This window comes from Wolbachia endosymbiont (group A) of Eristalinus aeneus (assembly GCF_964026915.1).
In the GTDB taxonomy this organism is placed as follows: Bacteria; Pseudomonadota; Alphaproteobacteria; order Rickettsiales; family Anaplasmataceae; genus Wolbachia; species Wolbachia pipientis.
On the sequence record NZ_OZ034712.1, the window covers coordinates 553,037 to 578,419 of the forward strand.

At 35.3% G+C, this 25,383-nt stretch carries 21 protein-coding genes and 4 pseudogenes; 8 read left to right on the forward strand and 17 right to left on the reverse strand.

The annotated features are described in order from the left end of the window. Positions 1-95 precede the first annotated feature (95 nt). Complete coding sequence (serS, locus tag AAGD62_RS02760; protein WP_155968254.1) at positions 96-1,373, forward strand: serine--tRNA ligase; 1,278 nt, start codon at positions 96-98, stop codon at positions 1,371-1,373. Between the two features lie 34 nt (positions 1,374-1,407). Next, on the forward strand, positions 1,408-2,679 hold the full coding sequence (gene purD, locus AAGD62_RS02765) for a phosphoribosylamine--glycine ligase (protein ID WP_155968256.1): 1,272 nt from the start codon (positions 1,408-1,410) through the stop codon (positions 2,677-2,679). Between the two features lie 392 nt (positions 2,680-3,071). Here the strand turns inward: purD and AAGD62_RS02770 are convergent. The 4 genes and pseudogenes from AAGD62_RS02770 to AAGD62_RS02785 all read right to left on the reverse strand — a co-directional run. Continuing rightward, positions 3,072-3,479, reverse strand: a pseudogene (locus AAGD62_RS02770) (IS5-like element ISWpi1 family transposase); the annotation flags it as partial. Between the two features lie 8 nt (positions 3,480-3,487). Beyond that, entirely contained in the window at positions 3,488-3,979 is a 492-nt protein-coding gene (locus tag AAGD62_RS02775; RefSeq protein ID WP_155968340.1) for an IS630 family transposase, read from the reverse strand. Positions 3,980-3,998: 19 nt separating this feature from the next. Continuing rightward, positions 3,999-4,346, reverse strand: coding sequence for an IS630 transposase-related protein (locus AAGD62_RS02780; protein ID WP_155968342.1), 348 nt, complete (start codon positions 4,344-4,346; stop codon positions 3,999-4,001). Between the two features lie 51 nt (positions 4,347-4,397). Next, positions 4,398-4,825 (reverse strand): annotated as a pseudogene (locus AAGD62_RS02785) (IS5-like element ISWpi1 family transposase); the annotation flags it as partial. Positions 4,826-4,883: 58 nt separating this feature from the next. On the opposite strand from AAGD62_RS02785, the pseudogene AAGD62_RS02790 reads away from it, so the two are divergent. The 3 genes and pseudogenes from AAGD62_RS02790 to AAGD62_RS02800 form a co-directional block, all read left to right on the forward strand. Further along, positions 4,884-5,234 (forward strand): annotated as a pseudogene (locus AAGD62_RS02790) (IS5-like element ISWpi1 family transposase); the annotation flags it as partial. Between the two features lie 78 nt (positions 5,235-5,312). Next, a complete protein-coding gene (locus tag AAGD62_RS02795) occupies positions 5,313-5,660 on the forward strand; it encodes an IS630 transposase-related protein (RefSeq protein WP_155968342.1) in 348 nt (115 codons plus the stop codon). Between the two features lie 28 nt (positions 5,661-5,688). Beyond that, entirely contained in the window at positions 5,689-6,171 is a 483-nt protein-coding gene (locus AAGD62_RS02800; protein WP_231115908.1) for an IS630 family transposase, read from the forward strand. A 119-nt stretch (positions 6,172-6,290) separates the two neighbouring features. Here AAGD62_RS02800 and AAGD62_RS02805 read toward each other — a convergent pair whose 3' ends face one another. From AAGD62_RS02805 to AAGD62_RS02825, 5 genes are all read right to left on the reverse strand, one after another. After that, positions 6,291-8,450 (reverse strand): hypothetical protein, encoded by a 2,160-nt coding sequence (locus tag AAGD62_RS02805; protein ID WP_231115902.1) that lies wholly within the window; start codon positions 8,448-8,450, stop codon positions 6,291-6,293. Positions 8,451-8,649: 199 nt separating this feature from the next. After that, complete coding sequence (locus AAGD62_RS02810; protein ID WP_341812765.1) at positions 8,650-10,821, reverse strand: hypothetical protein; 2,172 nt, start codon at positions 10,819-10,821, stop codon at positions 8,650-8,652. Between the two features lie 9 nt (positions 10,822-10,830). After that, a complete protein-coding gene (locus AAGD62_RS02815; protein ID WP_341812766.1) occupies positions 10,831-12,171 on the reverse strand; it encodes a hypothetical protein in 1,341 nt (446 codons plus the stop codon). An 853-nt stretch (positions 12,172-13,024) separates the two neighbouring features. Beyond that, the gene (locus AAGD62_RS02820) at positions 13,025-14,995 is read right to left on the reverse strand and encodes a hypothetical protein (RefSeq protein WP_265031850.1); all 1,971 of its coding nucleotides are present in this window, start codon (positions 14,993-14,995) and stop codon (positions 13,025-13,027) included. Positions 14,996-15,003: 8 nt separating this feature from the next. Then, positions 15,004-15,774 (reverse strand): hypothetical protein, encoded by a 771-nt coding sequence (locus AAGD62_RS02825; protein ID WP_341812768.1) that lies wholly within the window; start codon positions 15,772-15,774, stop codon positions 15,004-15,006. 132 nt (positions 15,775-15,906) lie between these two features. Here AAGD62_RS02825 and AAGD62_RS02830 point away from each other — a divergent pair. From AAGD62_RS02830 to AAGD62_RS02840, 3 genes and pseudogenes are all read left to right on the forward strand, one after another. Next, positions 15,907-16,739, forward strand: a pseudogene (locus AAGD62_RS02830) (IS5 family transposase). A 144-nt stretch (positions 16,740-16,883) separates the two neighbouring features. After that, a complete protein-coding gene (locus tag AAGD62_RS02835; RefSeq protein ID WP_155968957.1) occupies positions 16,884-17,591 on the forward strand; it encodes a uroporphyrinogen-III synthase in 708 nt (235 codons plus the stop codon). Next, positions 17,591-18,370 (forward strand): exodeoxyribonuclease III, encoded by a 780-nt coding sequence (locus AAGD62_RS02840; RefSeq protein WP_151807813.1) that lies wholly within the window; start codon positions 17,591-17,593, stop codon positions 18,368-18,370. Before AAGD62_RS02835 ends, AAGD62_RS02840 begins: the two co-directional genes overlap by 1 nt. A gap of 20 nt (positions 18,371-18,390) precedes the next feature. Here the strand turns inward: AAGD62_RS02840 and AAGD62_RS02845 are convergent, their stop codons facing one another. From AAGD62_RS02845 to AAGD62_RS02875, 8 genes are all read right to left on the reverse strand, one after another. After that, complete coding sequence (locus AAGD62_RS02845; RefSeq protein ID WP_213863618.1) at positions 18,391-19,572, reverse strand: hypothetical protein; 1,182 nt, start codon at positions 19,570-19,572, stop codon at positions 18,391-18,393. Between the two features lie 49 nt (positions 19,573-19,621). Next, on the reverse strand, positions 19,622-22,207 hold the full coding sequence (gene polA / locus AAGD62_RS02850; RefSeq protein WP_155968953.1) for a DNA polymerase I: 2,586 nt from the start codon (positions 22,205-22,207) through the stop codon (positions 19,622-19,624). Between the two features lie 214 nt (positions 22,208-22,421). After that, positions 22,422-22,586 (reverse strand): IS3 family transposase, encoded by a 165-nt coding sequence (locus AAGD62_RS06860; protein WP_151807939.1) that lies wholly within the window; start codon positions 22,584-22,586, stop codon positions 22,422-22,424. Then, positions 22,576-22,710 carry a hypothetical protein gene (locus AAGD62_RS02855; protein WP_269203991.1) on the reverse strand — a complete coding sequence of 45 codons (135 nt, stop codon included), beginning with the start codon at positions 22,708-22,710 and terminating at the stop codon, positions 22,576-22,578. Before AAGD62_RS02855 ends, AAGD62_RS06860 begins: the two co-directional genes overlap by 11 nt. Positions 22,711-22,811: 101 nt before the next feature. Next, positions 22,812-23,180, reverse strand: a complete 369-nt coding sequence (locus AAGD62_RS02860; RefSeq protein WP_155968462.1) for an IS3 family transposase — start codon at positions 23,178-23,180, stop codon at positions 22,812-22,814. After that, positions 23,165-23,458: a transposase gene (locus AAGD62_RS02865; RefSeq protein ID WP_007548709.1), complete on the reverse strand. Its 294-nt coding sequence runs from the start codon at positions 23,456-23,458 to the stop codon at positions 23,165-23,167. The genes AAGD62_RS02860 and AAGD62_RS02865 overlap by 16 nt, the downstream gene beginning before the upstream one ends. A 232-nt stretch (positions 23,459-23,690) precedes the next feature. Then, positions 23,691-24,506: an SDR family oxidoreductase gene (locus tag AAGD62_RS02870; RefSeq protein WP_155968951.1), complete on the reverse strand. Its 816-nt coding sequence runs from the start codon at positions 24,504-24,506 to the stop codon at positions 23,691-23,693. Positions 24,507-24,511: 5 nt separating this feature from the next. Beyond that, on the reverse strand, positions 24,512-25,156 hold the full coding sequence (locus tag AAGD62_RS02875) for an alpha/beta hydrolase (protein WP_015589325.1): 645 nt from the start codon (positions 25,154-25,156) through the stop codon (positions 24,512-24,514). Positions 25,157-25,383: the final 227 nt, after the last annotated feature.

A 25,383-nucleotide genomic window follows, 5' to 3' on the forward strand; every position in this document is an offset into this window, starting at 1 on the left:
AAAAAAATCAACCATAATAATTTTAGTAGTATGAGAATATATTGAATATTAAGAGCTTTTGGAGTACAGTAACAATGTTAGTAATAGCACAATATATGCACGATATAGAATATATACGCAAAAACCCTGAAGGATTTGAAAAGGCAATGAAAAGCAGGGGAATTAGAGAATCTACTGCGGAAGAGATATTAGAAATCGATCACGAGAAAAGATCATTAACCACTAAACTGCAGGATTTGAATAGGCAGCGCAATGAAATCACAGAGGAAATAAAAAAGCTTAAAATGAGCAAGAGCCCCTGTGAAGAGCAAATAGAGTTGTCAAAAAGCATCACAAATGAGATAGAGGCAATCAGCTTAAAAGAACAAGCAGAAAAGGATAAGTTAGTGAATGTTTTATCTAACTTGCCGAATATTCCTGCGCAAGATGTGCCAATAGGCGCAGATGAGAACTCTAATTTAGAGGTGAGAAGATATGGAGGAAAAAGACAGTTTGATTTTGTACCAGAATCTCATTATGAACTCGGAGAAAAATTAGGTTTAATAGACTTCGAACAAGCGGCGAGAATTTCCGGATCAAGATTTACGATATTAAAAGGACAGTTAGCTAAGCTTGGACGAGCGCTAATAAATTGTATGCTTGAAATGCATGTTAATGAATTTGGCTATACTGAGGTGTACCACCCGGCTTTGGTGAAAAACGAAGCTATGTATAATGTTGGTCAGCTACCGAAATTTTCTGACGATTCGTATTTAACTACCGACGAATTGAGGTTGATTCCCACAAGTGAAGTGTTTTTAACAAATTTAGTTGCTGACAAAATAATGGAAGAAAAAGAACTGCCTATTCGCTTTACTGCATATTCGGAGTGCTTTCGTAAAGAAGCAGGTAGTGCAGGTCGCGATACCAGGGGCATGATAAGGCAACACCAATTTGGTAAAGTGGAGTTGGTAAGCATCACAACTGAAGACCAATCAAATGATGAGCTTGAGGGTATGACGAGTGTTGCTGAAGAGATATTAAAAAAATTAGAATTGCCATACAGAGTAATGCTGCTTTGCAGTGGCGATATGGGTTTTGCTGCACAAAGGACTTATGACATAGAGGTATGGTTACCTGGGCAAAATAAATATAGAGAAATATCAAGCTGCTCAAATTGTGGTGCATTTCAAGCAAGAAGGATGAACGCTAAATACTCTTCAGAAACTGATAAAAAGATAAAAAAATATGTTCACACTTTAAACGGCTCAGCTTTAGCTATAGGAAGAACGATTATTGCCATAATGGAGAATTATCAAAATTCTGACGGGTCGATTGCAATACCAAACGTGTTGCAAAAATACATGAGTAATGATACTGTTATAAGCAAATAATAATTTTGACATATAGAAAAGCGAGGAAATAAAGATGAAGGTTCTGGTTATAGGTTCTGGTGGGCGTGAGCACGCTCTACTTTGGGCTCTAAAAAAATCTCCTATCTTGACTGAGTTATATGTAACTCCTGGTCGCCAAGCTATGAAAGATCTTGGGGCTCTTGTGGATGTAAATATTCAAAATTCAGTGGATGTTACACAATTTTGCAAGAGAGAAAATATAGAGTTGGTTGTTATTGGTCCAGAACAACCAATAATTGATGGGCTTGCTGATGATTTAGTTGCAGAGGGAATAAATGTTTTTGCTCCAAGTCAAGCAACTGCAAAACTTGAGGGATCGAAGTCTTTCACCAAGGGACTATGTAAACGATATGGTATACCAACTGCCAAGTACGAGTGTTTTGTTGATGAAGGGTTAGCTAAAGATTTTGTACGTAGCAATAAAATAAAGTTTCCACTTGTAGTGAAAGCAAATGGAATTGCAGCAGGAAAAGGGGTGGTTATATGTAATACAGAAAGCGAAGCTTTTTCAGCAATAAATTCAATGCTAGTGGAGAAAAAATTTGGTGAATCAGGTGAAGAAATAATCATAGAAGAGTTTTTAGTTGGAGAAGAAGTAAGTTTTTTTGCTCTTATTGATGGGTTGAAAGTAGTAACTCTTGGGTGTGCAAAAGATTATAAGAGAGTTGATGAAAGTAATGAAAGCCAAAATACTGGAGGTATGGGGTCGTACTCATCACCTTCAATTATAAGTAAGGACATGGAGCAAAAAATTATCCAAAAAATAATATACCCTACAGCTCAAGCATTGGTTAACATGGGTACGTCTTATAAAGGAGTACTCTTTGCTGGTTTAATGATTTGCAAAGATAGCCCAAAACTTCTCGAGTATAACGTTAGATTCGGTGATCCAGAAACGCAATCTATATTACCTAGATTTGATTCAAATTGCGATTTGTTAAAATTGATGTTGTCAGTTGCAGAAGGAAAGTTAAATGTCAAAATGGTGGAACTTAACAACAAATCTACAGTTTGTGTAGTTGTTGCAAGTAAAGGCTATCCGGGTGATTATCAAAAGGGAGAAGTAATTAAAGGATTAGATAAGATTGAAAGCATTCCTGGTGTGTTGGTGTTTCATGCTGGTACTAAATTCGATGAAAGTGGTAACTTAGTTTCCGATGGCGGAAGAGTGCTAAATATAGTAGCAGAAGGGAGCACTATAGAGGAAGCCAAAAGTAAGGTGTACTCAGCATTAAATTTTTTAGAATGGCCAGGGTGCTTCTTCAGATACGATATCGGTAGTTAATGTTAGCTGTCGGTTAGCAGGTGGTTCACAGAAACGAAAAACTTCCTTGACAAACTCCGCCAGCCCCCTTATCATGAAACTGAAGCTATTGTATTTGCTTTCGCCAATCTGCAGATTAAAAGGTAAGGATTACTTAATGTATCGGCGTCTTATGTTCAATTTTTTGCAGTATATAGATACTGTATGTCTTTACAAAACTTCATCTACATCTAGATTTTTATCTAAATAAGCTGAACGCGCTTATAAAGCGTTACAAGACATCAAAAAATGCCAATACTCGACAGAGATAGTAAAAGACTAGCTAACTCGGGGATTCTTTGTCTTTTTTTCTGCTTAGTAAATTTCTTAAACATTTGCAGCGTAAGTTAGAGGTTGTCCGGAAACTAGTAAATTCAAGCATATTCCCTCTTTAACATAACCCTACTCATAGCTAGGTATATGAAATTCTCAGTGGATGTTGTGAGTAAATCATACTCCTTCGATAGCCTTCTATTCCTATTAACCCAAGCAAAAGTCCTTTCTACAACCCATCTTCTTGGCTGTACTTTAAACCCTTGTTCTCTTGTTGGTAGTAGCTCAGGTGGCGTATCTTTGTGCACCCAAAATCTACATGGAGGCCTTTTAACAATTTCAATATCTATGTCATATTCTTCCTTTATGTGATTCTTTAAATTTCTTCCTTGGTATCCCATGTCAGCCCACATTTTTTTAACTTTAGTATATTTTGTTCTCATATTGTTTAATGCTATTTTAATACCATCTCTATCATTTTCGTTAGCAGCGCCTACGTAACAACCTATAGTATTTTCTAAAATGAATGATAAATTTCCATTATGGTATTACCAACCAAAAGTTGTAAGTCTGTATATTTATGCATTAAAGGTCTGAGGCGGCTTTTGATGGTATTCCAACAATGCTCTATAGGGTTCAAATCTGGTGAATATGTTGGTAGATAGAGCAAACGGCATCTAGCATTATCTATTAACTCCTTTGTTTTGGGAGTTTTATGGAATGTGGCATTGTCCATAACTATTGTAGTACCATGTGGCAATTTAGGTAATAACATCTTCTCTAACCATGTATTGAATACCTCTTTGTCACACCCACCTTTGAAAGTCATTGGTGCAATAAATCTCTTTCCAATCCACCCGCCTATTATACTGATTCTCTCTCGTTTTCTTCCTGGAATATCTGCATAAATTTTCTTTCCTATTGGAGCACGTCCATACTCTCGGTATAACCTATTATCAACTCCTGCTTCATCTATATATAAGATGCTGGAATGGTCTATTTTTGAGATTTTATCGGTAAATCGCTGCCTATCTTCTTGATTGCGCTCTTGATATAGTGTAACTTTTTTTTAAAGTAATTCTTAGCTGTTTCAGCCTATACCAAATTGAATTTATTCCAAATCCAAGATTTTGTTTCATCTCTGCCAGCGTATGATCTGGATTCTTTTTAACATATTCTTCGAGTATTTTTGGGTCTATTTTTCGAATAAAGCTGCCGTTTTTCGATGGCCTTAGGCTTTCACCAGCGGCTTTCTTTCTTAACCAGCGGTACAGAGTTGCTATTCCTATCTCCAAAAGCTCTGCCACCTCAACCTTTGACTTCCCTTTTTCTATCATCGATACTGCCCTTTCCCTTAAATCCACACTATACGCCATTATAACTCAAATAGCTTATTATACCTTTATCATTTACTTTGGGAAGTACTATAGTATAAAACCCTGAGTGTCTGTAATTATATGCCTTTTTCTACCCTTTACTTTTTTACTTCCATCATAGCCTTTGATCCCCCCTTTTCTGTAGTCTTTACAGATTGACTATCTACTATACAGGCACTCGGCTGCTCATTCCTTCCTATTTTTCTTCTACTATATTTTGTAATTTCATAATTCATTTTCTCAAAAATTCCCTGCTTCTTCCATTGCCTGAACTGCTCATACACAGTCTTCCATAGCGGAAAATCATTTGGTAAATACCGCCATTGACACCCTGTACGCAATACATAGAAAATTGCTTCTAATATTTCTCTTTTGCTATACTTTGGCGGCCTTCCTCCTTTCTTGTATGATACTCTGAAGTGTTTTTCTATTCTTGCCCATTCCCTTTCGCTTAGATCTGTTGGATACTTTTTTCTCATCTTTACCCCGTACTAAAATTTCAGATATTATAGCCTTTTACTTATTTCCGGACAACCTCTAAACAATATGAGAACAAAATATACTAAAGTTAAAAAAATGTGGGCTGACATGGGATACCAAGGAAGAAATTTAAAGAATCACATAAAGGAAGAATATGACATAGATATTGAAATTGTTAAAAGGCCTCCATGTAGATTTTGGGTGCACAAAGATACGCCACCTGAGCTACTACCAACAAGAGAACAAGGGTTTAAAGTACAGCCAAGAAGATGGGTTGTAGAAAGGACTTTTGCTTGGGTTAATAGGAATAGAAGGCTATCGAAGGAGTATGATTTACTCACAACATCCACTGAGAATTTCATATACCTAGCTATGAGTAGGGTTATGTTAAAGAGGGAATATGCTTGAATTTACTAGTTTCCGGACAACCTCATATAGTACTTCCCAAAGTAAATGATAAAGGTATAATAAGCTATTTGAGTTATAATGGCGTATAGTGTGGATTTAAGGGAAAGGGCAGTATCGATGATAGAAAAAGGGAAGTCAAAGGTTGAGGTGGCAGAGCTTTTGGAGATAGGAATAGCAACTCTGTACCGCTGGTTAAGAAAGAAAGCCGCTGGTGAAAGCCTAAGGCCATCGAAAAACGGCAGCTTTATTCGAAAAATAGACCCAAAAATACTCGAAGAATATGTTAAAAAGAATCCAGATCATACGCTGGCAGAGATGAAACAAAATCTTGGATTTGGAATAAATTCAATTTGGTATAGGCTGAAACAGCTAAGAATTACTTTAAAAAAAAGTTACACTATATCAAGAGCGCAATCAAGAAGATAGGCAGCGATTTACCGATAAAATCTCAAAAATAGACCATTCCAGCATCTTATATATAGATGAAGCAGGAGTTGATAATAGGTTATACCGAGAGTATGGACGTGCTCCAATAGGAAAGAAAATTTATGCAGATATTCCAGGAAGAAAACGAGAGAGAATCAGTATAATAGGCGGGTGGATTGGAAAGAGATTTATTGCACCAATGACTTTCAAAGGTGGGTGTGACAAAGAGGTATTCAATACATGGTTAGAGAAGATGTTATTACCTAAATTGCCACATGGTACTACAATAGTTATGGACAATGCCACATTCCATAAAACTCCCAAAACAAAGGAGTTAATAGATAATGCTAGATGCCGTTTGCTCTATCTACCAACATATTCACCAGATTTGAACCCTATAGAGCATTGTTGGAATACCATCAAAAGCCGCCTCAGACCTTTAATGCATAAATATACAGACTTACAACTTTTGGTTGGTAATACCATAATGGAAATTTATCATTCATTTTAGAAAATACTATAGAACAATCCTTCCAATCCAACGCAAGAGAGCATTCCTAAAAAACACAAACACCAATGATTTAGAAGAACCTCTCCATTAACTCAAAACTTAACCCTTCCCAACTTAGGCTACCTGAGTTCCTGAAGCCGTAGATTAACACAATTTCCGATTTGATCAACTTCAATATTACTAAGCGCTGTACTTGCCTTATAAGAACAGTAACACCATACTGCAAGAAAAGTTAACGCAGCCACGGTAAGCGAAATACATATTGCTAAATTAAACATCGTTAAACTTGCACCAACAGAAAACGCCCCAGACAACACAAGAGAAACAGAAGCATAGGTCATCTGCTTTCTACTATAAGTGCTTGCCATCAAGAGTTGAGACTTTACTGCTTTAAACTGTTCAGTAAGTTTAGTTGGGTTATCAGCCTTTTTACTATAACCTTGTGTCACATTAACTAGATCACCATTCTTTAAGTACATTTCAGCTTGGTCTGAGTTATCGAGCTCTTCTCTTCGTTTAACAGCCTCAAGCTCATTATACAAATTTTGTTCAGAGCGAAAACTTGAGATCTCGGTACTTAAGCTTTCTACAGCATCCCCTACTTGTTCACATTTTGACCTTAATTCCTCTAGTAACATACTATTTTCTGACAGCAATTCACCTATTTTTCTCTGCATTTCATCTATCTTTTGTCTCAACTCTTGTTCAATTTTGACTTCCTTATGATACCCGTTATTCGATTGAGTAACTTCTCTCGATTTGCTTATTTTTCCTATTTTTGTAGCACCACTTTTTTCCTCAGTTCGTTCTGGAAGGTGTTTGTAAAACTTGTTCATACCGTCTATTTCTTCCTTCAAATGCTTATTCTCTGCAAGCAACGTACCTAGACGTTCCTTTAGACTTTGCTGAGTACTACATTGCTCCTCTAGCTCTTTGTGTTTGTCACACAGAAGATTACCCAGCTCTTTACATTTACCAAGAAAATCCTGATTATCTTTTGCAAGCTGGAGTTTTTTTTCGGTTAATTGTTGATTTTTCTGATCTATAGAAGAATTAATTCTTTCTTCTATTTTCAATTTTGATTTTAAATCATAAATTTGTTGTAAGCAAGCTTCGTGATTTTCTTCAGACTTATCTTGTAGGCGATTTTTGCTACGTTCGTTGATCAGTTCCTCTACTACAGAAAGAAAATCTTTTAAATATTCTCTTATATCTTTTATCTTTTGACCTAACAAGGGAATACTTAGTTCTTCTATTATTCCTCTCATATCAATGAATACGCCAGCTATCAGTCTAATAAGTTCAGCCATTCTACTTGCACCCTTTAAATTCATCCTGTCACTAAGTTCGCTCTCATTAACTAGATATTCACTTATGGAAGACGGCTCACATAAGCTGATCTGTTTAGTCGGAGTACTTGTATTAATCCGATCCTCATCCAAGTTAGCAAATGGGTTGATGTCTAATATACCATCAATACCCGAAGTATTGAGAGCCATATTACTAGCCACAACTATTTCACTATCATTAAGATAATCTTGCTCTCGTCCCTTATTCGTGCTAGTTCCTGTTAGACTAGTAGATAAAATTTCTGGCTGTAAACCTTGTTCATCACTTTGAAGCCTAGTATCAACCTCACTGAGGGGAGTTAGATTATCATCCATTGAGCTACTGGGATTATCTTTACCGCTTTTTTGTGCTAAAGCTGGCATTTTAATAGTAGGTAGACCATCAAAAGGACTAGCTGTAACTAGACTTATTTCTTTAGATAATATTTCTAGGCTTTCTTTATCAATCATGCGCAGATAAAGTTCATAGATATCATGACTAGAGAAAGAAAGCCTGAACTCTAGGTTAGACTTTTTAGAAATTAGAATAATACTCCGAACATCAGTATGAGGAAAATTAATGCTTAACCCGCTATTGTTAGAGAGATTCTTTAATACCTCAATAATACTAACAATTCCTCTCGGAGGAACAGCCTTGTGGTCATCTGGAATTGTAACATACAAATCTCTAACCTTAATTGAAACTTTTTCGCTCTCAGTTAACAGGTTTGCTAAATTCATTAAAATTGAGTTTTCTGGAATAAAATAACTTTCAACAACAGTATTTTTATCTTCAACAATGGACTCATTCCAGTCATCAGTTTGTTCTTTACTTAACGATGATGTGCTTCCTTCAAGAGTGTGCTGACCAAAACGCTCCGTATGCTGTCCTTCAGTAGCTAACCCATCACTTGCACAGACCTGCCCATCCTTTGAGATATACCCTAACACCACACTCCCTCAATCTATAAATACATCATGTGCAATAATTAGCATAAATTAAGAGTCAATACAAGTATAATTTTTCATATTTTTTAGAGAGTTGTATTCTCCTACCGTAGCTTCATATGACTTTGAGCCTGCTATCATATACATTTTACCAGTATAATCTATTATATACTTAATTTTATATGTAAATTCTCAATAACCCTCATCTGCCAGGAAGATCATCTGCAGAACTGTGTCCTAAGTTGTCCTTTATACGAAGAACATCCTTAACTGATATAAGAGTATCTGGCCTCTGCGCACGATCATTCCATATGGCATACGATAAAACTACTGTGTCTCCATCGGTAATACGCTTATATCCTCTACATTGCAAATAACTATTTAACTGATTATTTGCCTCTTGTATTTTACTCTGTAGTTCGTAATCATCAGCAAACTTCAGCTCTTTCGCAATTGGATGAACACCACCTCTACTTTCTGCAGACCTTAATAACACCAAATCTATCTTCTCTCCTCCTCCCAACTGGAACTCTATAATTATCCTAGCTGGATTATCACAAGTATAAAACAATCCATGCAACACAGAATGAAACCCAACCTCTCGGGCATTATTTCTATTCACTACCCACTTTAACGTAAATAACACTTTGGAAATTGCTTGAAATAATGCCTTATGCCTATTGATATCTTGCCAGCCTGTATTCATCATAACATTTGCAGTGCTGTGTATATTACTAACACCACCTATTGTTAAAAGCTCACCTTGAAAAGACTGATTGCCCTTACTCTGTAGATAATCGGCAGGTGATTGAAATGGTGTCACATCAACTGCTAAACCAAGATCATCCTCATCTCTTCTCCTTGGATTCAACGTGCATGCTACTTCATATACTCTAGCATCTGGCCAACGTGACAAGTCTAGACCTTGTATGGGAAATTGGTGAGCTAACGCATGACGAACATCAAGCACAATAATTCTTTCTTTTCCTTGCCATAATGCCCGTAAAACCATAGTTAAGGCACGGTCCCGAACATTTACTTGTGCAACCCTTCCTTGCGGGCCTAGCATTTTATCGTTATCGTGGTAATTGAACAGGTATTTAGTTACATCTACCCAATTTCCTCCTGCTACCATAATCCTTTTTTTCGCAAATGCAAATCCAGTCGTATAGGAAAACACTCTGCTATTAGTACCTCTTACGTCAGGTACGGCAGGTACACCAAAAGATGGATATAATAAATAATTTCTAACGTTCTCTCTAATCTCGTCTACAGAACCATTAAATAGCCTTTCCAATAAAGAAGACCCTTTATCCAGAAAGTCTTGAGTGCTAAGCCGCAAACGCTGATCCTCATCTAAATCAAAATTTAATCCAACACAGACAGCACTACCTGATGAAGTATGAATTGATATAGATGAGACAGGACATCTTATGACGTAATTTTCAGCTTGTTCCAATGCTTGATCAGCACTCTCTCCTCCAGCTTTGAGCTCGATTATAATAGGAACAGAATCCCTTAGCCTATCCACTCCACGTATAAGGAAAGTAATATCTGTATATCCACCTCCTACAAATAACTCAAGATAAATGCCAGCCGTGTGGCGATACCTAAAGTTCATCAAAAACCCTGACAGAAAGCCATGATAGTCTGACTCCTTGCCATTGAAATCTAGTACATGATTATATCTATTGTAGATGTCAATTATGTAATTGAAAACGTTCCTAATGGTAGCAAAAACATAATCTGCGTTATTACTTGCCAATCTTCCTAACAAATTTGATAAGTTACCTTGCTGCATAGTTCTGACAACCTCTTCAAAACCATCGCACAGAGATGCTGAATCTTGAGTAAATGCTTCATCTTCAGAAAATCGCTTACATCTTATTGCTTCCTCTTTTTCGTCTTCTCCTAGATTTTCTGCCCATACAAATATTTTATACTCTTCCCATTCTAATTCTAGTTTTCTTCTTTTAGTACCATCCCCCTGCAGTTTACGTTCTACCCACTGTTTCTCTTCTTCACTGAATCTTGAACCAATGCTGTTTGTCCTGTCAGCAATAGTGTAGCACCTTACTATTTGCCTGCCGTTTCTGTCTTCAGTTAAAATAGCAACCTTTAAATTTCCTTTTCTAGGGTTATCTGGATCATTGTCAAAACGAAAGAAAATTCTTTCACTGTCCTTTGCAATATCAGAATCAAATGCAGTAGCAAACATACCGAAAAAGAATGCAGGGAAAAAGCGATCCTTACCAACTGAATGCAGAAAAGATGGACATTGATCTAAAAAAGACTCGAACCTTTCTTCAAATTTCTGATATTCTCCATCTAGCAAACTTCTAACTAACCCTATATTTTCACCATTGTTATGCATAAAACACCTCTACTTACTATGACTAGACAAACCACTAACACCAGGAGATGCTAGTTCGGTACGGAGATCACTAGAAACACTTACTTCATAAAACAACTCCCCCATTAGCTTACTATAGGAAATATTCCTTACCATACCAGGCATACTAACCATTTTTAAGTCATTAACTACGTAATCTTTAAAACTTGCAAGATCTTCTGATGAACAATTCTCTTCTGCAAACCGTAAAATTTCTAATATCTGATCTTTTATTCCAACATCACCTCCAGCTTTATTTCTATTCCAATCTGTAATGAATGCAGCGAATACAGGTGTAACTAGAGCTTTATCATCGGAAAAAAGAACTAGCTTTTTATGCTCACTAAAGCGATTGCACCTCCAAATACCCATAATGGTTGACCTAGCTTGAGCACTTAACTCAGGATTTTCCAATATCACATTTGAAAGAGAGGAAAGTAGGAGTCCATAATCACGACCTGAAAGTATTTTATCTGTAGGCACCGAAACTTCTTCATAGCACAAGCGCTTTATCATATCTTGGACTGTATCAAGAAAACTCCACTTGATTAACCCATTAAGAAGCGAATATACTCCCTGATCTTTTTCTGATAATTTAACTAACAGCTCACGTTTTGTTGAGTCATCCATTTTATGCAAACAAAAATCCAAAACAGTAGCACGATTAAAGTTAGATTGAATAGAGGATAAGGTTATAACTGCATTAGTAACTTCCTCTTTTCCCTGTTGCTCACTCAAGAGATTATAGAAATATTCCACTCCCTGACTCCATTTAAAATCTACAGCTTTTCTGAAGCCACCTATATTACTGTATTCTTTTAATTTTAATTCTTCAGACTCTCTATCAATCCAAAAGCTGAACACAGGATCATAACTTTCCATGGAGTCTAGCAAATCATTTCTTATGTACTTGTCATTCACAGGATTACCCTCCATGTCTACTGCATCAGGAGAAACTCTACCTTTATAAGACTCAAATTGCTCTTGAAAGAGCGGATGAATTTTATCTACTACACAATACCTGCAAGCCATGTTATACCTACAGAATGGGTTATCTATTGCTTCTATCTTTTCTTCAGTGAGCTTCTGTCCTAAGATTGCATTATTTAATTTTGTATCTGACCAACAACTCTCATCACGAAACATTTTGTACAAGAATTGTAGCTTATCATCTTCTAGGTATTCTACCTGTCTAATGTAAGTTTTCACCCATCTTTCAATAGCTAAACGCCTTTCAGCAGCAGTTTTGGAATCTATATGTTCAATAACACTTTGTAACTTATTAAGTACTGTAGCATGACGTTCTGTCGTTCTTGGCATTGCACTCTCCATATAAAAATATTTATGGTATTATATAAAAGTTAGAATTAAATAGCTACCTATAATTACCAAGGATAAAAACTTTATGAAAAACATTTTCTATATTGAGCAGATACAAAAATTCTATTGGAATTTACAGACAATACCTTAATTTCTCAGCATCATAAAAATTTTAAATGTTTACTTTGTTTAAAAAGAAAATAGATCGTATATTTGTAAGAACAAGCCGCGTAAAAATAAGGTTATAAAAATAGAAGATTTAAATTGTTTCCATAAACTTAGGCAAAACAGTTCGTATGTAGATATTGATGAAATGGGCTAATATGGGTAGTTTTAGCGTATAGCAAAATCACTATATTAAAAAGTTCGTATGGTACACTTGGTAGACCAACGCATTCCAAAGAAAAAACTTCTCACGTTCCTTGATTTTAACCACTGGAAATAGTTATTTTATTTAAATTTTTAGTAAAATATATTACTGAATTAACATTAATTCATTTGATATGAGAAAGAAAAATTGAGGTAAGTCTATAGTAAAAATAGATAGCTGTTCAAATTTTCAGCTTTTTGCATAAAGTACTAAAAACTAGACAAATTATATATTTAACCTATCTTAGCATTACGACTTTGCCTACGTGACCACTTTCTACCACGCTGCTAATAGGTATTAAATTAGGCAAATCTCTTGTCAGTAAATTTATTTGACCTGATAAGGCTGGCTTTAGCTTAAGAAGACATAAAATAAACCCTATTCTTCAAAGAATCTTATTTTTCTTCCTTCAACCTTACCTACACTCTACTGGACTTAATATGTATATTTCACTATAAGTACATCCAAACCCTGAGCACTTCCATTGATAAAAGATCATCTGTAAAACTGTCCTAAGTTATCTCTTACGTTAAGAACATCCCTAACTGATATTAGAGTATCTGGTCCTCGTGCACCGTTATTGAATACAGCATATGATAAAACCATTTGATCTCCATCAGTAATACGTTCGCATCCTCCACATTGTGTATATCGTTGTAATTGTCGATTCGCTTCTGCACTTTTTTGCCGTACCTGCCCTGCAGTTCCAGCAAATTTTAGCTCTATCCCAATTGGATGAGTATCATCTCTTTCCACAAATCTTGACAACACTAGATCTATTCTTCCACCTCTTTCTAATTGAAACTCAATAACTACTCTAGCAGGATTGCCAAGAGTATAAAATAACCCATGTAATACAGCTTGAAATTCAGCTTCACTTGTTACCAATCCTTGCCTTAATGGTTGTATAGCATTTTGCTCTAACAATGGAAACAACACATTAGAAATTTCCTGAAATAATTCCGTATGCCTATTGACATCTTGCCAGCCGGTATTCATCATTACACTTGCAGCTGCGTGTACCTGTCCAACACCACCTATTCGTGAAAGATTACCGTGGAAATGCCCACGATTTCTTGAATAATCATCAGGTGACTGAAATGGTGTTAAAATAACGTTTATTTGAGGATTATCATCAACCATTTCACACAATACTTCACGCACTCTAGCACCTTGCCAATGTGGACGTGATAAATCTAAGGCCATTACTGGAAACTGGTGACGCAACATTCGACGGATGTTAAGTACAACTAGTGAGTTAATACTTAGTGCAAACAAAACCATTGTCAGAGCGCGTTCTCGAACATTTACTCCTGAGGCCCCTTGTCTTACTGGATATAACATTCTATCGTCATTATGGTAATTGAATAGGTATTTTGTTACTCTTACCAAATTTCCCCCTATCCGAGCAGTACCTTTTTCAAATGCAATATTTGCAAACGCAAACCTAGATGTGTAGGAAAATGGATTAGAACCAGGTACTGCACGTGTGCAAGAGGCTGGATACAATAAATAATTTTCTACATCTCTTGCAACTTCTCCCTCAGTAGGATTAAGTAATCTTCTTACCAAAGAAGGTTCTTGCTCTAGAAAGTGTTCTTGACCTGCTTTGAGTTCAATTATAATGGGAACTGAATTATTTAATTTTTCCTGACCACGCACAAGCAAAGTAATATCTGCATATCCTCTACCTATAAGTAATTCTAGGTAGATATCAGCCATAGCGCGGTACCTAAAATTTAATAAAAATCCGGATAAAAAACCATGATCGTCAGACTCGTTATCAAAATTCAATTCTTGGCGATATTCATCGTAGACATTGACGATGTATTGTAAAATTCTTCTAATGTCTCTTCTTACTTCTAGACTGTTATTATTTGCTAACCCATTTACTCGATCTAATAAGTTGCCTTGCTGCATGATTGGAACAATTTCTCTAAAATTATTGATGGGAGATGCATGATTTCCATCAAAATCCCTTCCTTGAGGAAACAATACACACTCTTCTCCCCGCTGAAATATTTTATACTCTTCCCAAGCCAGATCCTCCTGTAAGTGCTGTAACTGATTCTCTTCTACCCATAGCCTTTCTTCTTCACTGAATCTTGATCCAGGACTGTTCTCATTATCAGCAATAGTGTAGCATCTTACTATTCTTATGCCATCTTCATCTACGTCATTAGTTAGAACAGCAATTTTTAGATTTCCTTTCCCATTATTATAGTTATCAAAACGAAAGTAAATTCTTTCACCATTTGCAATACCAGGGTCAAAATCTATAATACCAGAATCAAATGCAGTAGCAAACATGCCGAAAAAGAATGCAGGAAAAAAACGACTCCTACCAACCGAGTGTAAAAAAGATGGACACTGGTCTAAAAAAAGTCCAACTTTTCTATTTAGCTCATCACAATCTCCATTTAACAAATCTTGAATTAATTCAGTATCTTCATCATCATTCCGCATAAACACTCCTAATTATAACTACGACTAGACACACCACTAACACCAGCACTTTCTAACACGGTCTGTGGATCACTGAAACCACTACCTTCAGGAGACAAATGTGCAGACCTCCCTAGCTGAGAAAATAATCCCTCTGCTACCCTGCTATAGTCGATACCATCTTTCATACCTGACACATAAACCGTTTTTAGATCATTAGTGATACCATCTTTAAATAATTTTAAATCCTTATCTGAACAAAAATCTTTGACAAATTGCAAAATTTCCAGCACTTCATGCTTCTTTACAATTTTATTACTGCTATTATCACGTTGCCAATCAACAATTAACCCTGCAAGCACATCTGTTATCGGATCTATGTTCTTGGAAAATTTAACCACAGCTTTTTTATGCTCATCAAAAAGATCGCATTTCCAAAGATTCACAATAATCATTCTTGCCTTAATTTGAATATCTATCTCAGGATCCTCTAACATCGAATTTGAAAGCGAGGAAAGGAGAAACGCGTAACCACAATGTGAAAGTATTTTCTTCTCCTCAGACACTAAAACCTTTTCCTGAGATAAGTGCTTTATTACATCTTGAACTGTATCAACGAAACCACACTGTATTAATGTGCTAAGAGGCTGATACATAGCTCCTTTGCCTTTATCTGGTAACTCAAGTAGTAATTTATGCTTTATTGGATCAGTGATTATTTCATGCAGAAGAAAATCTAAAACGGTAGCAACATTATGGTTAGCTTGAATAGCAGATAAATTAGCAACAGCTTTAACCATCAGGTTATCAATCTTTTCCTTTCTTTCCTGATTTATACGACGATGGAAGTATTCTACTCCTTCACTCCATTTAGAGGTTGTCCGGAAATAAGTAAAAGGCTATAATATCTGAAATTTTAGTACAGGGTAAAGATGAGAAAAAAGTATCCAACAGATCTAAGCGAAAGGGAATGGGCAAGAATAGAAAGACACTTCAGAGTATCATACAAGAAAGGAGGAAGGCCGCCAAAGTATAGCAAAAGAGAAATATTAGAAGCAATTTTCTATGTATTGCGTACAGGGTGTCAATGGCGGTATTTACCAAATGATTTTCCGCTATGGAAGACTGTGTATGAGCAGTTCAGGCAATGGAAGAAGCAGGGAATTTTTGAGAAAATGAATTATGAAATTACAAAATATAGTAGAAGAAAAATAGGAAGGAATGAGCAGCCGAGTGCCTGTATAGTAGATAGTCAATCTGTAAAGACTACAGAAAAGGGGGGATCAAAGGCTATGATGGAAGTAAAAAAGTAAAGGGTAGAAAAAGGCATATAATTACAGACACTCAGGGTTTTATACTAGGTTGTTACGTAGGCGCTGCTAACGAAAATGATAGAGATGGTATTAAAATAGCATTAAACAATATGAGAACAAAATATACTAAAGTTAAAAAAATGTGGGCTGACATGGGATACCAAGGAAGAAATTTAAAGAATCACATAAAGGAAGAATATGACATAGATATTGAAATTGTTAAAAGGCCTCCATGTAGATTTTGGGTGCACAAAGATACGCCACCTGAGCTACTACCAACAAGAGAACAAGGGTTTAAAGTACAGCCAAGAAGATGGGTTGTAGAAAGGACTTTTGCTTGGGTTAATAGGAATAGAAGGCTATCGAAGGAGTATGATTTACTCACAACATCCACTGAGAATTTCATATACCTAGCTATGAGTAGGGTTATGTTAAAGAGGGAATATGCTTGAATTTACTAGTTTCCGGACAACCTCTTAGTACTCCTACTTCCACATCAATTACTTGAATAATTGCTCAAGCTATCAAAATAAAAGTTTTTATTCAGTAATTTGTGTATAAAGGGTACTATTTTACTGGTAGTAAAATAAATCAGAATGAAGTCTATTTTATTAACGAGGCCTTTATTGGATTCGTTCAATACAAGAAATATATTGAGAAAGTATGGATACAAAGTTTATATAGAACCAGTATTTACAATAAAGTACTTAAATCCTGATATATCTGCGTACGAATTTGACGTTGTGATATCTACAAGTAAAAACAGTGTAAAGGCTTTTAGTCAAATATGCAAAGAGGATGACTTTCCGATTATTACAGTTGGTAATTCAACCATGCAGGCTGCAAAAAATTTGGGATTTTCTGATATAATCTCAGCAGACAGCAACGTTGATGGTCTGATATCATTCATAAAAGCTCACTATTCAAGTGCAATAAAGTTCTTATATATAAGAGGACAAGAAGTATCATGTGACCTAAAAAAGAGATTATCTGAAGAAGATTTTAACGTAAGAGAAGTTGTACTCTATAAAACAATCATTAAAAGGAGTCTAACTAATAGGTGTAAAAATTTACTGTTGGATGGTAAAATTGGTAGTGTTGCTTTTTTTTCCTCACAGACAGCAAGGGTATTTTGTTCATTAGTTCTAAAAAGTGGGCTATCTCATGTGATGAATAATACAGTTGCATATACCATGAGTAAAAACATTGCTGATAGTTTAAAGTTAATCAAGTGGAAAAAAATTATAACATCGAGGTTGCCTACTGGGGAGAGTTTAATTGATATAATTAATAAGGATTGCTGATGCTAAAGATTGCAACTTGGAATGTAAACTCCATACGTAAAAGAGTTAACCAACTTTGTAGTTTTATAGTTGATAGTCAGATAGATATAGTTTTGCTGCAAGAGATAAAATGTACGGAAGAGCAATTTCCTTATGCGGAGATAGAAAAGTTAGGATATGAATATGCTATCTATGGACAAGTTGCAAGAAATGGCGTTTGTGTTTTATCTAAATATCCAATACTGGAAAAGTTTAAAATTGACATTGTAGAAGGTTATCAAGAAGCGCGTTATATAGAGTGCATAATAAAGCACAATAATCAGAAGGTAAGGGTGGGAAGTGTATACGTTCCAAACGGTCAAAGCCCGGACTCTCAAGCATTTGAATATAAACTCAAGTTTTTTGATAATCTATATGAAAGGATGAGCACTTTGTTAAAGAATGAAGAGTTAACTATTATAGCTGGCGATTATAATATTGCACCGGATGAAATTGATGTTTTTGATTCAAATTTATTGAATGGCCAAGTGTGCTTTCATATAAAAGAACGTGAGAAGTTAAGAGCAATCTTGAATCTTGGGTTTAAAGATGCGTTTAGAATATCTCACCCAAATTTGCAACAATTCACTTGGTGGCATTATCAAGGCAATTCACTCAGAAATAATCAAGGAATGCGCATAGATTATATGCTGTTATCACCACAAGCTGTAGATAAATTGGAAACATGCTACATAGATGATAGATTGCGTAAGCTAGAAAATCCGTCTGACCATACTCCTGTTGTATGTGCTATAGAATAATAGTAGACCTCTTACACAACTCACTTTTGGCAAACCTGGGTAATCCCTGCTTGTTTGTTGCTTGTGTTTTCTTCCTTTCGTTCGTTTTCCTTTCTTGTCCAAGGTTGATCTTGCTGTTTGCTTTCTTCGTTTTCCCTGTTGTTTTCCTGGGAAATTTGCTCAGGAACAGGTTGTTGTTCACTCTTTTCTTTTCCTTGGGAAATTTGTTCAGAAACAGAAATGGGTTGCTCACTCCCTTTAGCCTTCTCGACTGGGGTTCCTAAAATTTTATTGATACCATCGCAAATTTTTTTATTCAATTTTGCTCTCTTTTCTGTATCATCTTTATCTTGTGAGCTAGGGTCATACAAAGTACCTTTTTTGTTATTTGAAAAAAGACTTTTGATTGTACTTACTTCAGTCCATACAAGGAGACCACCACTAATTGCTAATGCAATTGGGCCAGTGCCAAATATTAATGCTGAAAAAGCAAAAAGAGTAATAGGAAATAAAGATTTACGTAAGAACGTTTTTACCATCTCTTCATCACTAAGTGGTGGTTCATCCTCTTCTTTCTTGTCTTTACCTAAGAATGGTATTTTTTCTTTCATCCCATCCATAAAGGAGCCAGAAATATTTTTCGGGTCTATTTTGATCCCTCCAATTAGCAGCAGCAGCATTTCCAATACAAACTTTATGGATGAATCTTTAGCTTCTGTACCGCGTATATCAGCTACACAGTCATCTACTACTTCTTTTATTTTACCATTCTTGAGATTCTCCTCATTAGCTAATTTTTTCTCTCTAATTTTCTCAAATACGGAAAGTAAAAACTGAGAAAAATTCTCTTCACTGAGTGATTTTATATCTTCTGGATTGACATTGTTGAATATCTTTCCACTATTCTCAAATACAAAAGTAAAAATTTTCTTTTCATTTTCATCCTGTAATCGAGGTAACCGTTCCTTTAATGACTTCAGATCACTCTGTAATTTTTGTTTTTCTTTCAATTTCTGTTTCTTCTTTTCTATTTCCTGTTCCTTCTTTTCTATTTCCTGTTTCGTTTGCTCTTCTAGTTTTTCTGGATTTTTAAAAATATCTAGGAAAGTACGATAGATTAACTGATGTTTCTCTTTTTCAAATTTAAAAACTTTCTCATCTTTGTTAGTTACCTGAGTAGGTAACTTTGGAGGTTTTGAACTTTTTACTTGTGGGCCTATCATGGCTGACCTATTTGCATTTGCTATGTTCTATTCTAACATATTTTTCGTATTAGTTCAAATGATTTATACTCCTAGAATTCACGATGTTTAAGTCATAATTAAGGGAATTTAGACCCCAGTTGTCGCCAACTTTTATTTCTACTTCAAGTGGTACAGAAATTTCTATTGCATTTTCCATTATATCTTTCATAAGTTTTGCTGTTTCTTGTACCTTTTCGTCCTCTACTTCAACCAGTAGTTCATCGTGAACCTGGAGGATTATTTTACCTACTTTCAATTGGTCAAAAAGCTGAATTGTCGCACGTTTTATTATATCAGCAGCGGTTCCTTGCAGTGGTGCGTTTATTGCTGCCCTTTCTGCAAATTGTCTTATATAAGGAATTGTATTGTTTATGTCTCTTACAAAGCATCTCCTGCCAAACAAAGTTTCTACATAACCATGCAATCTTGCGATAGACACTGCTTTTTCCATATAGGCCTTTATTTCTGGGTAACAGGAAAAATAGTAATTAATGTATTCAGCAGCTTCCGCAATGGTAATTCCAAGCCGCTTTGCAAGACCAAATGGGCTAATGCCATATATAATTCCAAAATTGATGGATTTTGCTTTGCGTCTTAATTGCTCATCTATTTCTTGCACTCCAAAAACTTGCCTAGCGGTGATCTCATGAATATCTTGTCCGTTTGCAAAAGCTTCTTTAAATGCTGCAACGTTTGCAACGTGTGCCAGGAGTCTTAACTCTATTTGTGAATAGTCAGCAGAAATTATCTTATGCCCTTTTGGCGCAATAAATGCTTGTCTGATGAGATTTCCCTCTTCGCTTCTGATAGGAATATTCTGTAAATTAGGATTGCTGGAGCTCAGCCTTCCAGTTGCAGTTGCAGTCGTTGAAAAGCTTGTGTGTATTCTACCATCAATGGAATCAACTTGCTTTATTAGCGCATCAGTGTAGGTGCCTTTTAATTTACTTAAATGTCGCCAATTTAGAATTTTACTTGCGATTTCTACCCCTTCTTCTTCGAGTGCCTCTAGAACTTCATAATTGGTGCTATACGATCCAGATTTTTTTGACTTTTTCTTTTTATTAAGCCCCATTTTGTTAAACAAAACATCACTTAATTGTTTTGGCGAAGCAATATTAAATCTTTCTCCTGCCAAATTATATATCTCATCTTCAAGCACGGCAATTACCTGCTGAAATTTATCGGACAGCTCCTGTAATTTTTGTATGTTCAGTAATATCCCATTTTTCTCCATATCAAATATTACTTTCATAAGTGGCTTATCGAAGCGCTCGTAAATTGTGAACAATTTTTCCTGAAATAACCTTTGCTTTAGCTTTTCATGAATTGCTATTAAAGTTTTTGCCGAGAAAATTTCTACATCTCCACTCAAATTATGTGCAATTATGTTTGGAATACTGTGATCATGTTTTCCTGTATCCAAGCTATACGACATTATCATCAAATCATCAACTGAATCTAACATCTTCTCTATTGCAGGGAAGATTTTCCTGATCTCTTTAATGTTATGTATTATTTTAAGCACTCCATTTGAGAGTAAAGTTGAGTTAATTATAATGAGTGCATCTTGTATGCTGTCTTGCTCTATATAAAAAATATTACTTTCGCTATAAGATAAGGAAATTTTATTTAATAAGTTGTCTTCAAAGTGGCAATGAATTGCAATTCTGCCTTCATATCTACAATGCTCCAAAAATTTCTCTAACTCTTCACTACTATATTCTATTTTCTCTTTTGTGCTAGACCCATTATAGGAAAAAAGCTTTTCCACTTTCCCTATCAAGGAATTGAATTCATACTTCTTTAAAAAGGATAACAATTTCTCCATGTTTGGAGAATGGACTTCATATTTTGCAATATCATGTTGAAGGTCTACTTTTTCGCATAGTGATAAAAGTTCTCTTGAAATTAGTGCTTTTTCCTTATGTTCGGTAAGAATATTACGAATCCTCGTTTGCTCAATGTTATCAATGTTCTCTATAATATTATTCAATGAATCAAATTCATCTAATAATTTAGTGGCAGTTTTTGGGCCTATTCCTGGAACGCCTGGAATGTTATCAGATGAATCACCAGTTAGAGAAAATAAATCAAGAAGCTTGTGTGAGTTTACACCAAATTTTTCTACTACTCGTTTTTCATCTATATATATATTTTTAATGGGGTCGAATATTAAAATATTGTGGTTCAAGAGTTGAAATAAGTCTTTATCTGATGAAACGACTACCACTTTAAAGTCTTGGTGGTTGGCGTATTTTGCAGCTAGTGTTGCAATTATATCATCTGCTTCATAACCTTCAATCTCTTCATAGCGGAGGTTAAAAGCTTCTACCGCTTCCCTCAGTATGGTGAACTGTGGAGTTAGATCCTCAGGAGGCGTTACTCTGTTCGCTTTGTACTCAGGATATAAATTGTGCCTAAAATTCTTTTTCCCTGCATCAAGTGCTATAGTTAAGTAGTCCGAATGGGCAATGTACTTAAGAACCATATTCAGAAAGCCATATACACCACCTATTGGCATTCCTGTTGTGGTAATTAAGTGAGGTAGTACATAGTAAGCTCTGAAAAGAAAACCATAGCCATCGATGATTGTGAAAGTTTTTTCTTTCATTGTAGATATTTATGCGTGCTTTTGATGGTCCACTATTTAGCTGAGAAAATCAAGTTTTTGTTTTTCTGCTTTTGAGCGTTGTAAGAGATTTTACCGAAAATAGCATTCATGATGGGGATGTACACATATGACCTTACCCAGAAAAAGTGGAGAGAAAGTTTGGAATGTTTTTTACAAAAAGAATGATGCATCAAATTGTTCTGGAATGTAATAGTTAATAGTGACGTTGTTTGTTATAAAAAATTTCTATATATTCAAATATAGCAGTTTTGATATGCTGTTTAGAGTGCCGAGAGGTGTCTATTGGTAACTCCCTTTTTAGAGAACTGAAGAAGCTTTCCACAACAGAATTGTCGTAACAACAACCTTTATGATTCATCTATGTTTTTTATGGATAAGAGATATTGATAACCTTGCAAAGTATATTGTGAACCTTGATCACTATGTAATAGTAGATTTTTAACAGGTTTACGCCTATTAATGGCCATTAATAAAGAGTTCATAACCAAAATTGTTTATTTATTGCACTACTCATTAACTACCATACGTGAGAATTATTGCTGCCAAATATAGCCATCCCTCCTTGGTTTTGATGTAAGTAATCTCATACTTTATTTGGTTGATCAACAATAAAGTTTTGGTCTAATATATTGGGAGCTACAGCTCTATTATCTGTTTGTTGTTTTTTAATTTTAAACTTTCTTCTCAGTATAGCCCTGATGTCATTTTTCTGCATAATACTTTGCACCGTTTTCAAATTGCAACTTTTACCCAAAGCCTTCAATTCAGCATGAATTTTAGGAGCTCCATATCTACATTTAGAAACTTGATATATTTTTTGAATAGCTTCGAGTAGCTCTTTATTTGCTGATTCTCTACTGCTTATTTTTCTTGTGGTCCACTTATAGTAGCCACTAGCAGAAAATCCTACATAATTCCTGTACTTTATAGCAGTTACTATATAAAAAAATATTTTACTCTTTTTGACTGGCCAGGGCTTTTTTTTAAATGTCTCTTTCCCTTGTTACTCTTGCTTTGTAAATCAAACCTCTCTTTGTCATAAGGTGCTACATCTGGAAATGCATTTGCCGCTGACTTTTTTTCGTTATATTTCTTCATCCATTTTCCTAATACACTATCCCTTATTCCTAGATCTCTTGCTACTTTTGCAACTGGTTGACCTACCTTTCTTTGTTCATTTGCCAGTTTAACAGCTTCCAATTTGAATTCTGCTGTATATTCTCTTACCATTTCTAATCCTCCAAAATTTTATTTTACCCAAAAAAACTCTTTTCTTTCTCTCCACTTTTTCTGGGTAAGGTCACTATTTCTTAAGTAATTTACACTTCAGAGTTTATCTGCTTTAAAGTTTACTCTATTCTGTTTCAGCATTTGTCATAAATCCTTAATTATTTCTGACTTTTTAGTTCAGTTTTTAACCATTCTTTCCTTAACTTAATGGCAGTGACAATAAGCCTATCTATCATTCTGATGTGATTTCAGTTTTTTTTACATGCAAACTTTCTAATCCCACCTTGTAGTTAGGGTAAATTAGAGAGACATTAAGATCTTTTTTAATTTTAACATTACTTACTTTTTTTGATCCTAAATAAAAACTCTGTGCATAATCTGGTAGGGGAGAAGCCTCAATTGGTTCTGGAGGGCTAACATTGAGAAGTTTGGTCGCATATATTACCACTTCAGATTGTGTAGTGGGTAAATCGTCTGCACAATTGTATATTTCACCAGGTTTTATGTTTTGCATGGAAGAAAATAGAATATTCGATATATCTTCAACGTGAATACGAGAAAAAAAATGCCCTTCTTTTTTCACATTTCTTGCTTTGCCAAGCTGCAAGTCAATTAACACGTTCCTACCAGGACCGTATATTCCAGCTAAACGAAAAATATGTACAGGCAGTTTGCTATTTAGCCACTTCCTTTCAGATTTAAGGCGTTTTTCTCCTCTGATTTCTATAGGTTTTGTTTCAGATTCCTCATTCACCCAATTACCAGAGTGATCACCATAGACGCTAGTTGCAGACAAATAACCAAGCCATTTTACATTTTGCAGGCAATCACCGTATCTCTCCACAACATCATCACCATCTGGAGGAATAGAAATTAAAACGTGCGTTGCGCTTTTAAGCAGATCTTGGCTAACCTTCTCATAATTAAAGAGGATTACATTTTGTATATCTTTACTTCTTGATGTGCCACTGACTTTCCAACCTAAGTTCAGTAATTTTTTCGATAAAAATTTAGCTACATATCCATAACCAAAGCAAAACAAGTGCATGAAAATTAATTTTTAAAATTCTTCTTGATAAATTCTACTCCTAATTTTATTCCCTCTTCATTGATAATATGCCCTAATGCATGAATTGGGTGTCCTTCAACATTTACTCCATTTTCTTTCAGAGCTTTAACCGCTAAGTCGAGGGACGAAAAAGGTACCACGTCGTCAGCATCACCATGGATAACACATATGTTAGGTTTTGACTTGATCTCTGGTGCAGTTTTTGAAGGTGAAAGAAATCTACCAGAGTATGCAACAACTGATGCACAGGATTGAGAGCGGGTGAGAGCTGTATGTATTGCAAGCATTGCTCCTTGAGAAAATCCAACTAAAGAAAGTTGCGTATCTTTTAAATTAAGCTCCTTTAATTTTGTATCAATGAAATGATTTACAATTGATGTAGCATTTTTTACTCCATTATATAGCGCTTCCTCACTACGATCTTCCAAGCTGAACCACTGATAACCATCACCTATTTCTCTTTCAAACGGAGCATTGGGTACTGCAAAATATGAACCCAGTAAAAACTTGCTCATAACTTTAGCAAGGTGAATGAAATTATCGCCACTTGAGCCCCAACCATGTAAAAAAATAATCAAATTTTTCTTATTTCCGCCTGCACAAATTTCTGGGCCTTTAAGTTCAATCATTTCTTTTCCTTTTGCGTTTATATTTTTATTTAACACTAATTTTCAAATTTGTAAAACCAATGTGCAATTACGTTCCCGATACTACAGATAAAGTAACTTAGGTTCATCGACGATTTGAAAAACCGTCATTCCGCTACTCGTTAGCGGCTGAGATACCGCGAATGAATCGCGGTATGACGTAGGGAAAACCTTAGCTATAAACCTCAGAAATAAGAAAACAAACTAGA

Coding starts and splice junctions, on each gene's coding strand:
- AAGD62_RS02845 (WP_213863618.1), bottom strand. CDS start 19,572: ATGATAGGCCCACAAGTAAAAAGTTCAAAACCTCCAAAGTTACCTACT.
- AAGD62_RS02820 (WP_265031850.1), bottom strand. CDS start 14,995: ATGCGGAATGATGATGAAGATACTGAATTAATTCAAGATTTGTTAAAT.
- purD (WP_155968256.1), top strand. CDS start 1,408: ATGAAGGTTCTGGTTATAGGTTCTGGTGGGCGTGAGCACGCTCTACTT.
- AAGD62_RS02810 (WP_341812765.1), bottom strand. CDS start 10,821: ATGCATAACAATGGTGAAAATATAGGGTTAGTTAGAAGTTTGCTAGAT.
- serS (WP_155968254.1), top strand. CDS start 96: ATGCACGATATAGAATATATACGCAAAAACCCTGAAGGATTTGAAAAG.
- AAGD62_RS02840 (WP_151807813.1), top strand. CDS start 17,591: ATGCTAAAGATTGCAACTTGGAATGTAAACTCCATACGTAAAAGAGTT.
- AAGD62_RS02815 (WP_341812766.1), bottom strand. CDS start 12,171: ATGGAGAGTGCAATGCCAAGAACGACAGAACGTCATGCTACAGTACTT.
- polA (WP_155968953.1), bottom strand. CDS start 22,207: ATGAAAGAAAAAACTTTCACAATCATCGATGGCTATGGTTTTCTTTTC.
- AAGD62_RS02780 (WP_155968342.1), bottom strand. CDS start 4,346: ATGGCGTATAGTGTGGATTTAAGGGAAAGGGCAGTATCGATGATAGAA.
- AAGD62_RS02825 (WP_341812768.1), bottom strand. CDS start 15,774: ATGGTTAAAGCTGTTGCTAATTTATCTGCTATTCAAGCTAACCATAAT.
- AAGD62_RS06860 (WP_151807939.1), bottom strand. CDS start 22,586: ATGAATCATAAAGGTTGTTGTTACGACAATTCTGTTGTGGAAAGCTTC.
- AAGD62_RS02795 (WP_155968342.1), top strand. CDS start 5,313: ATGGCGTATAGTGTGGATTTAAGGGAAAGGGCAGTATCGATGATAGAA.
- AAGD62_RS02835 (WP_155968957.1), top strand. CDS start 16,884: ATGAAGTCTATTTTATTAACGAGGCCTTTATTGGATTCGTTCAATACA.
- AAGD62_RS02870 (WP_155968951.1), bottom strand. CDS start 24,506: ATGCACTTGTTTTGCTTTGGTTATGGATATGTAGCTAAATTTTTATCG.
- AAGD62_RS02875 (WP_015589325.1), bottom strand. CDS start 25,156: ATGATTGAACTTAAAGGCCCAGAAATTTGTGCAGGCGGAAATAAGAAA.
- AAGD62_RS02855 (WP_269203991.1), bottom strand. CDS start 22,710: ATGAACTCTTTATTAATGGCCATTAATAGGCGTAAACCTGTTAAAAAT.
- AAGD62_RS02865 (WP_007548709.1), bottom strand. CDS start 23,458: ATGGTAAGAGAATATACAGCAGAATTCAAATTGGAAGCTGTTAAACTG.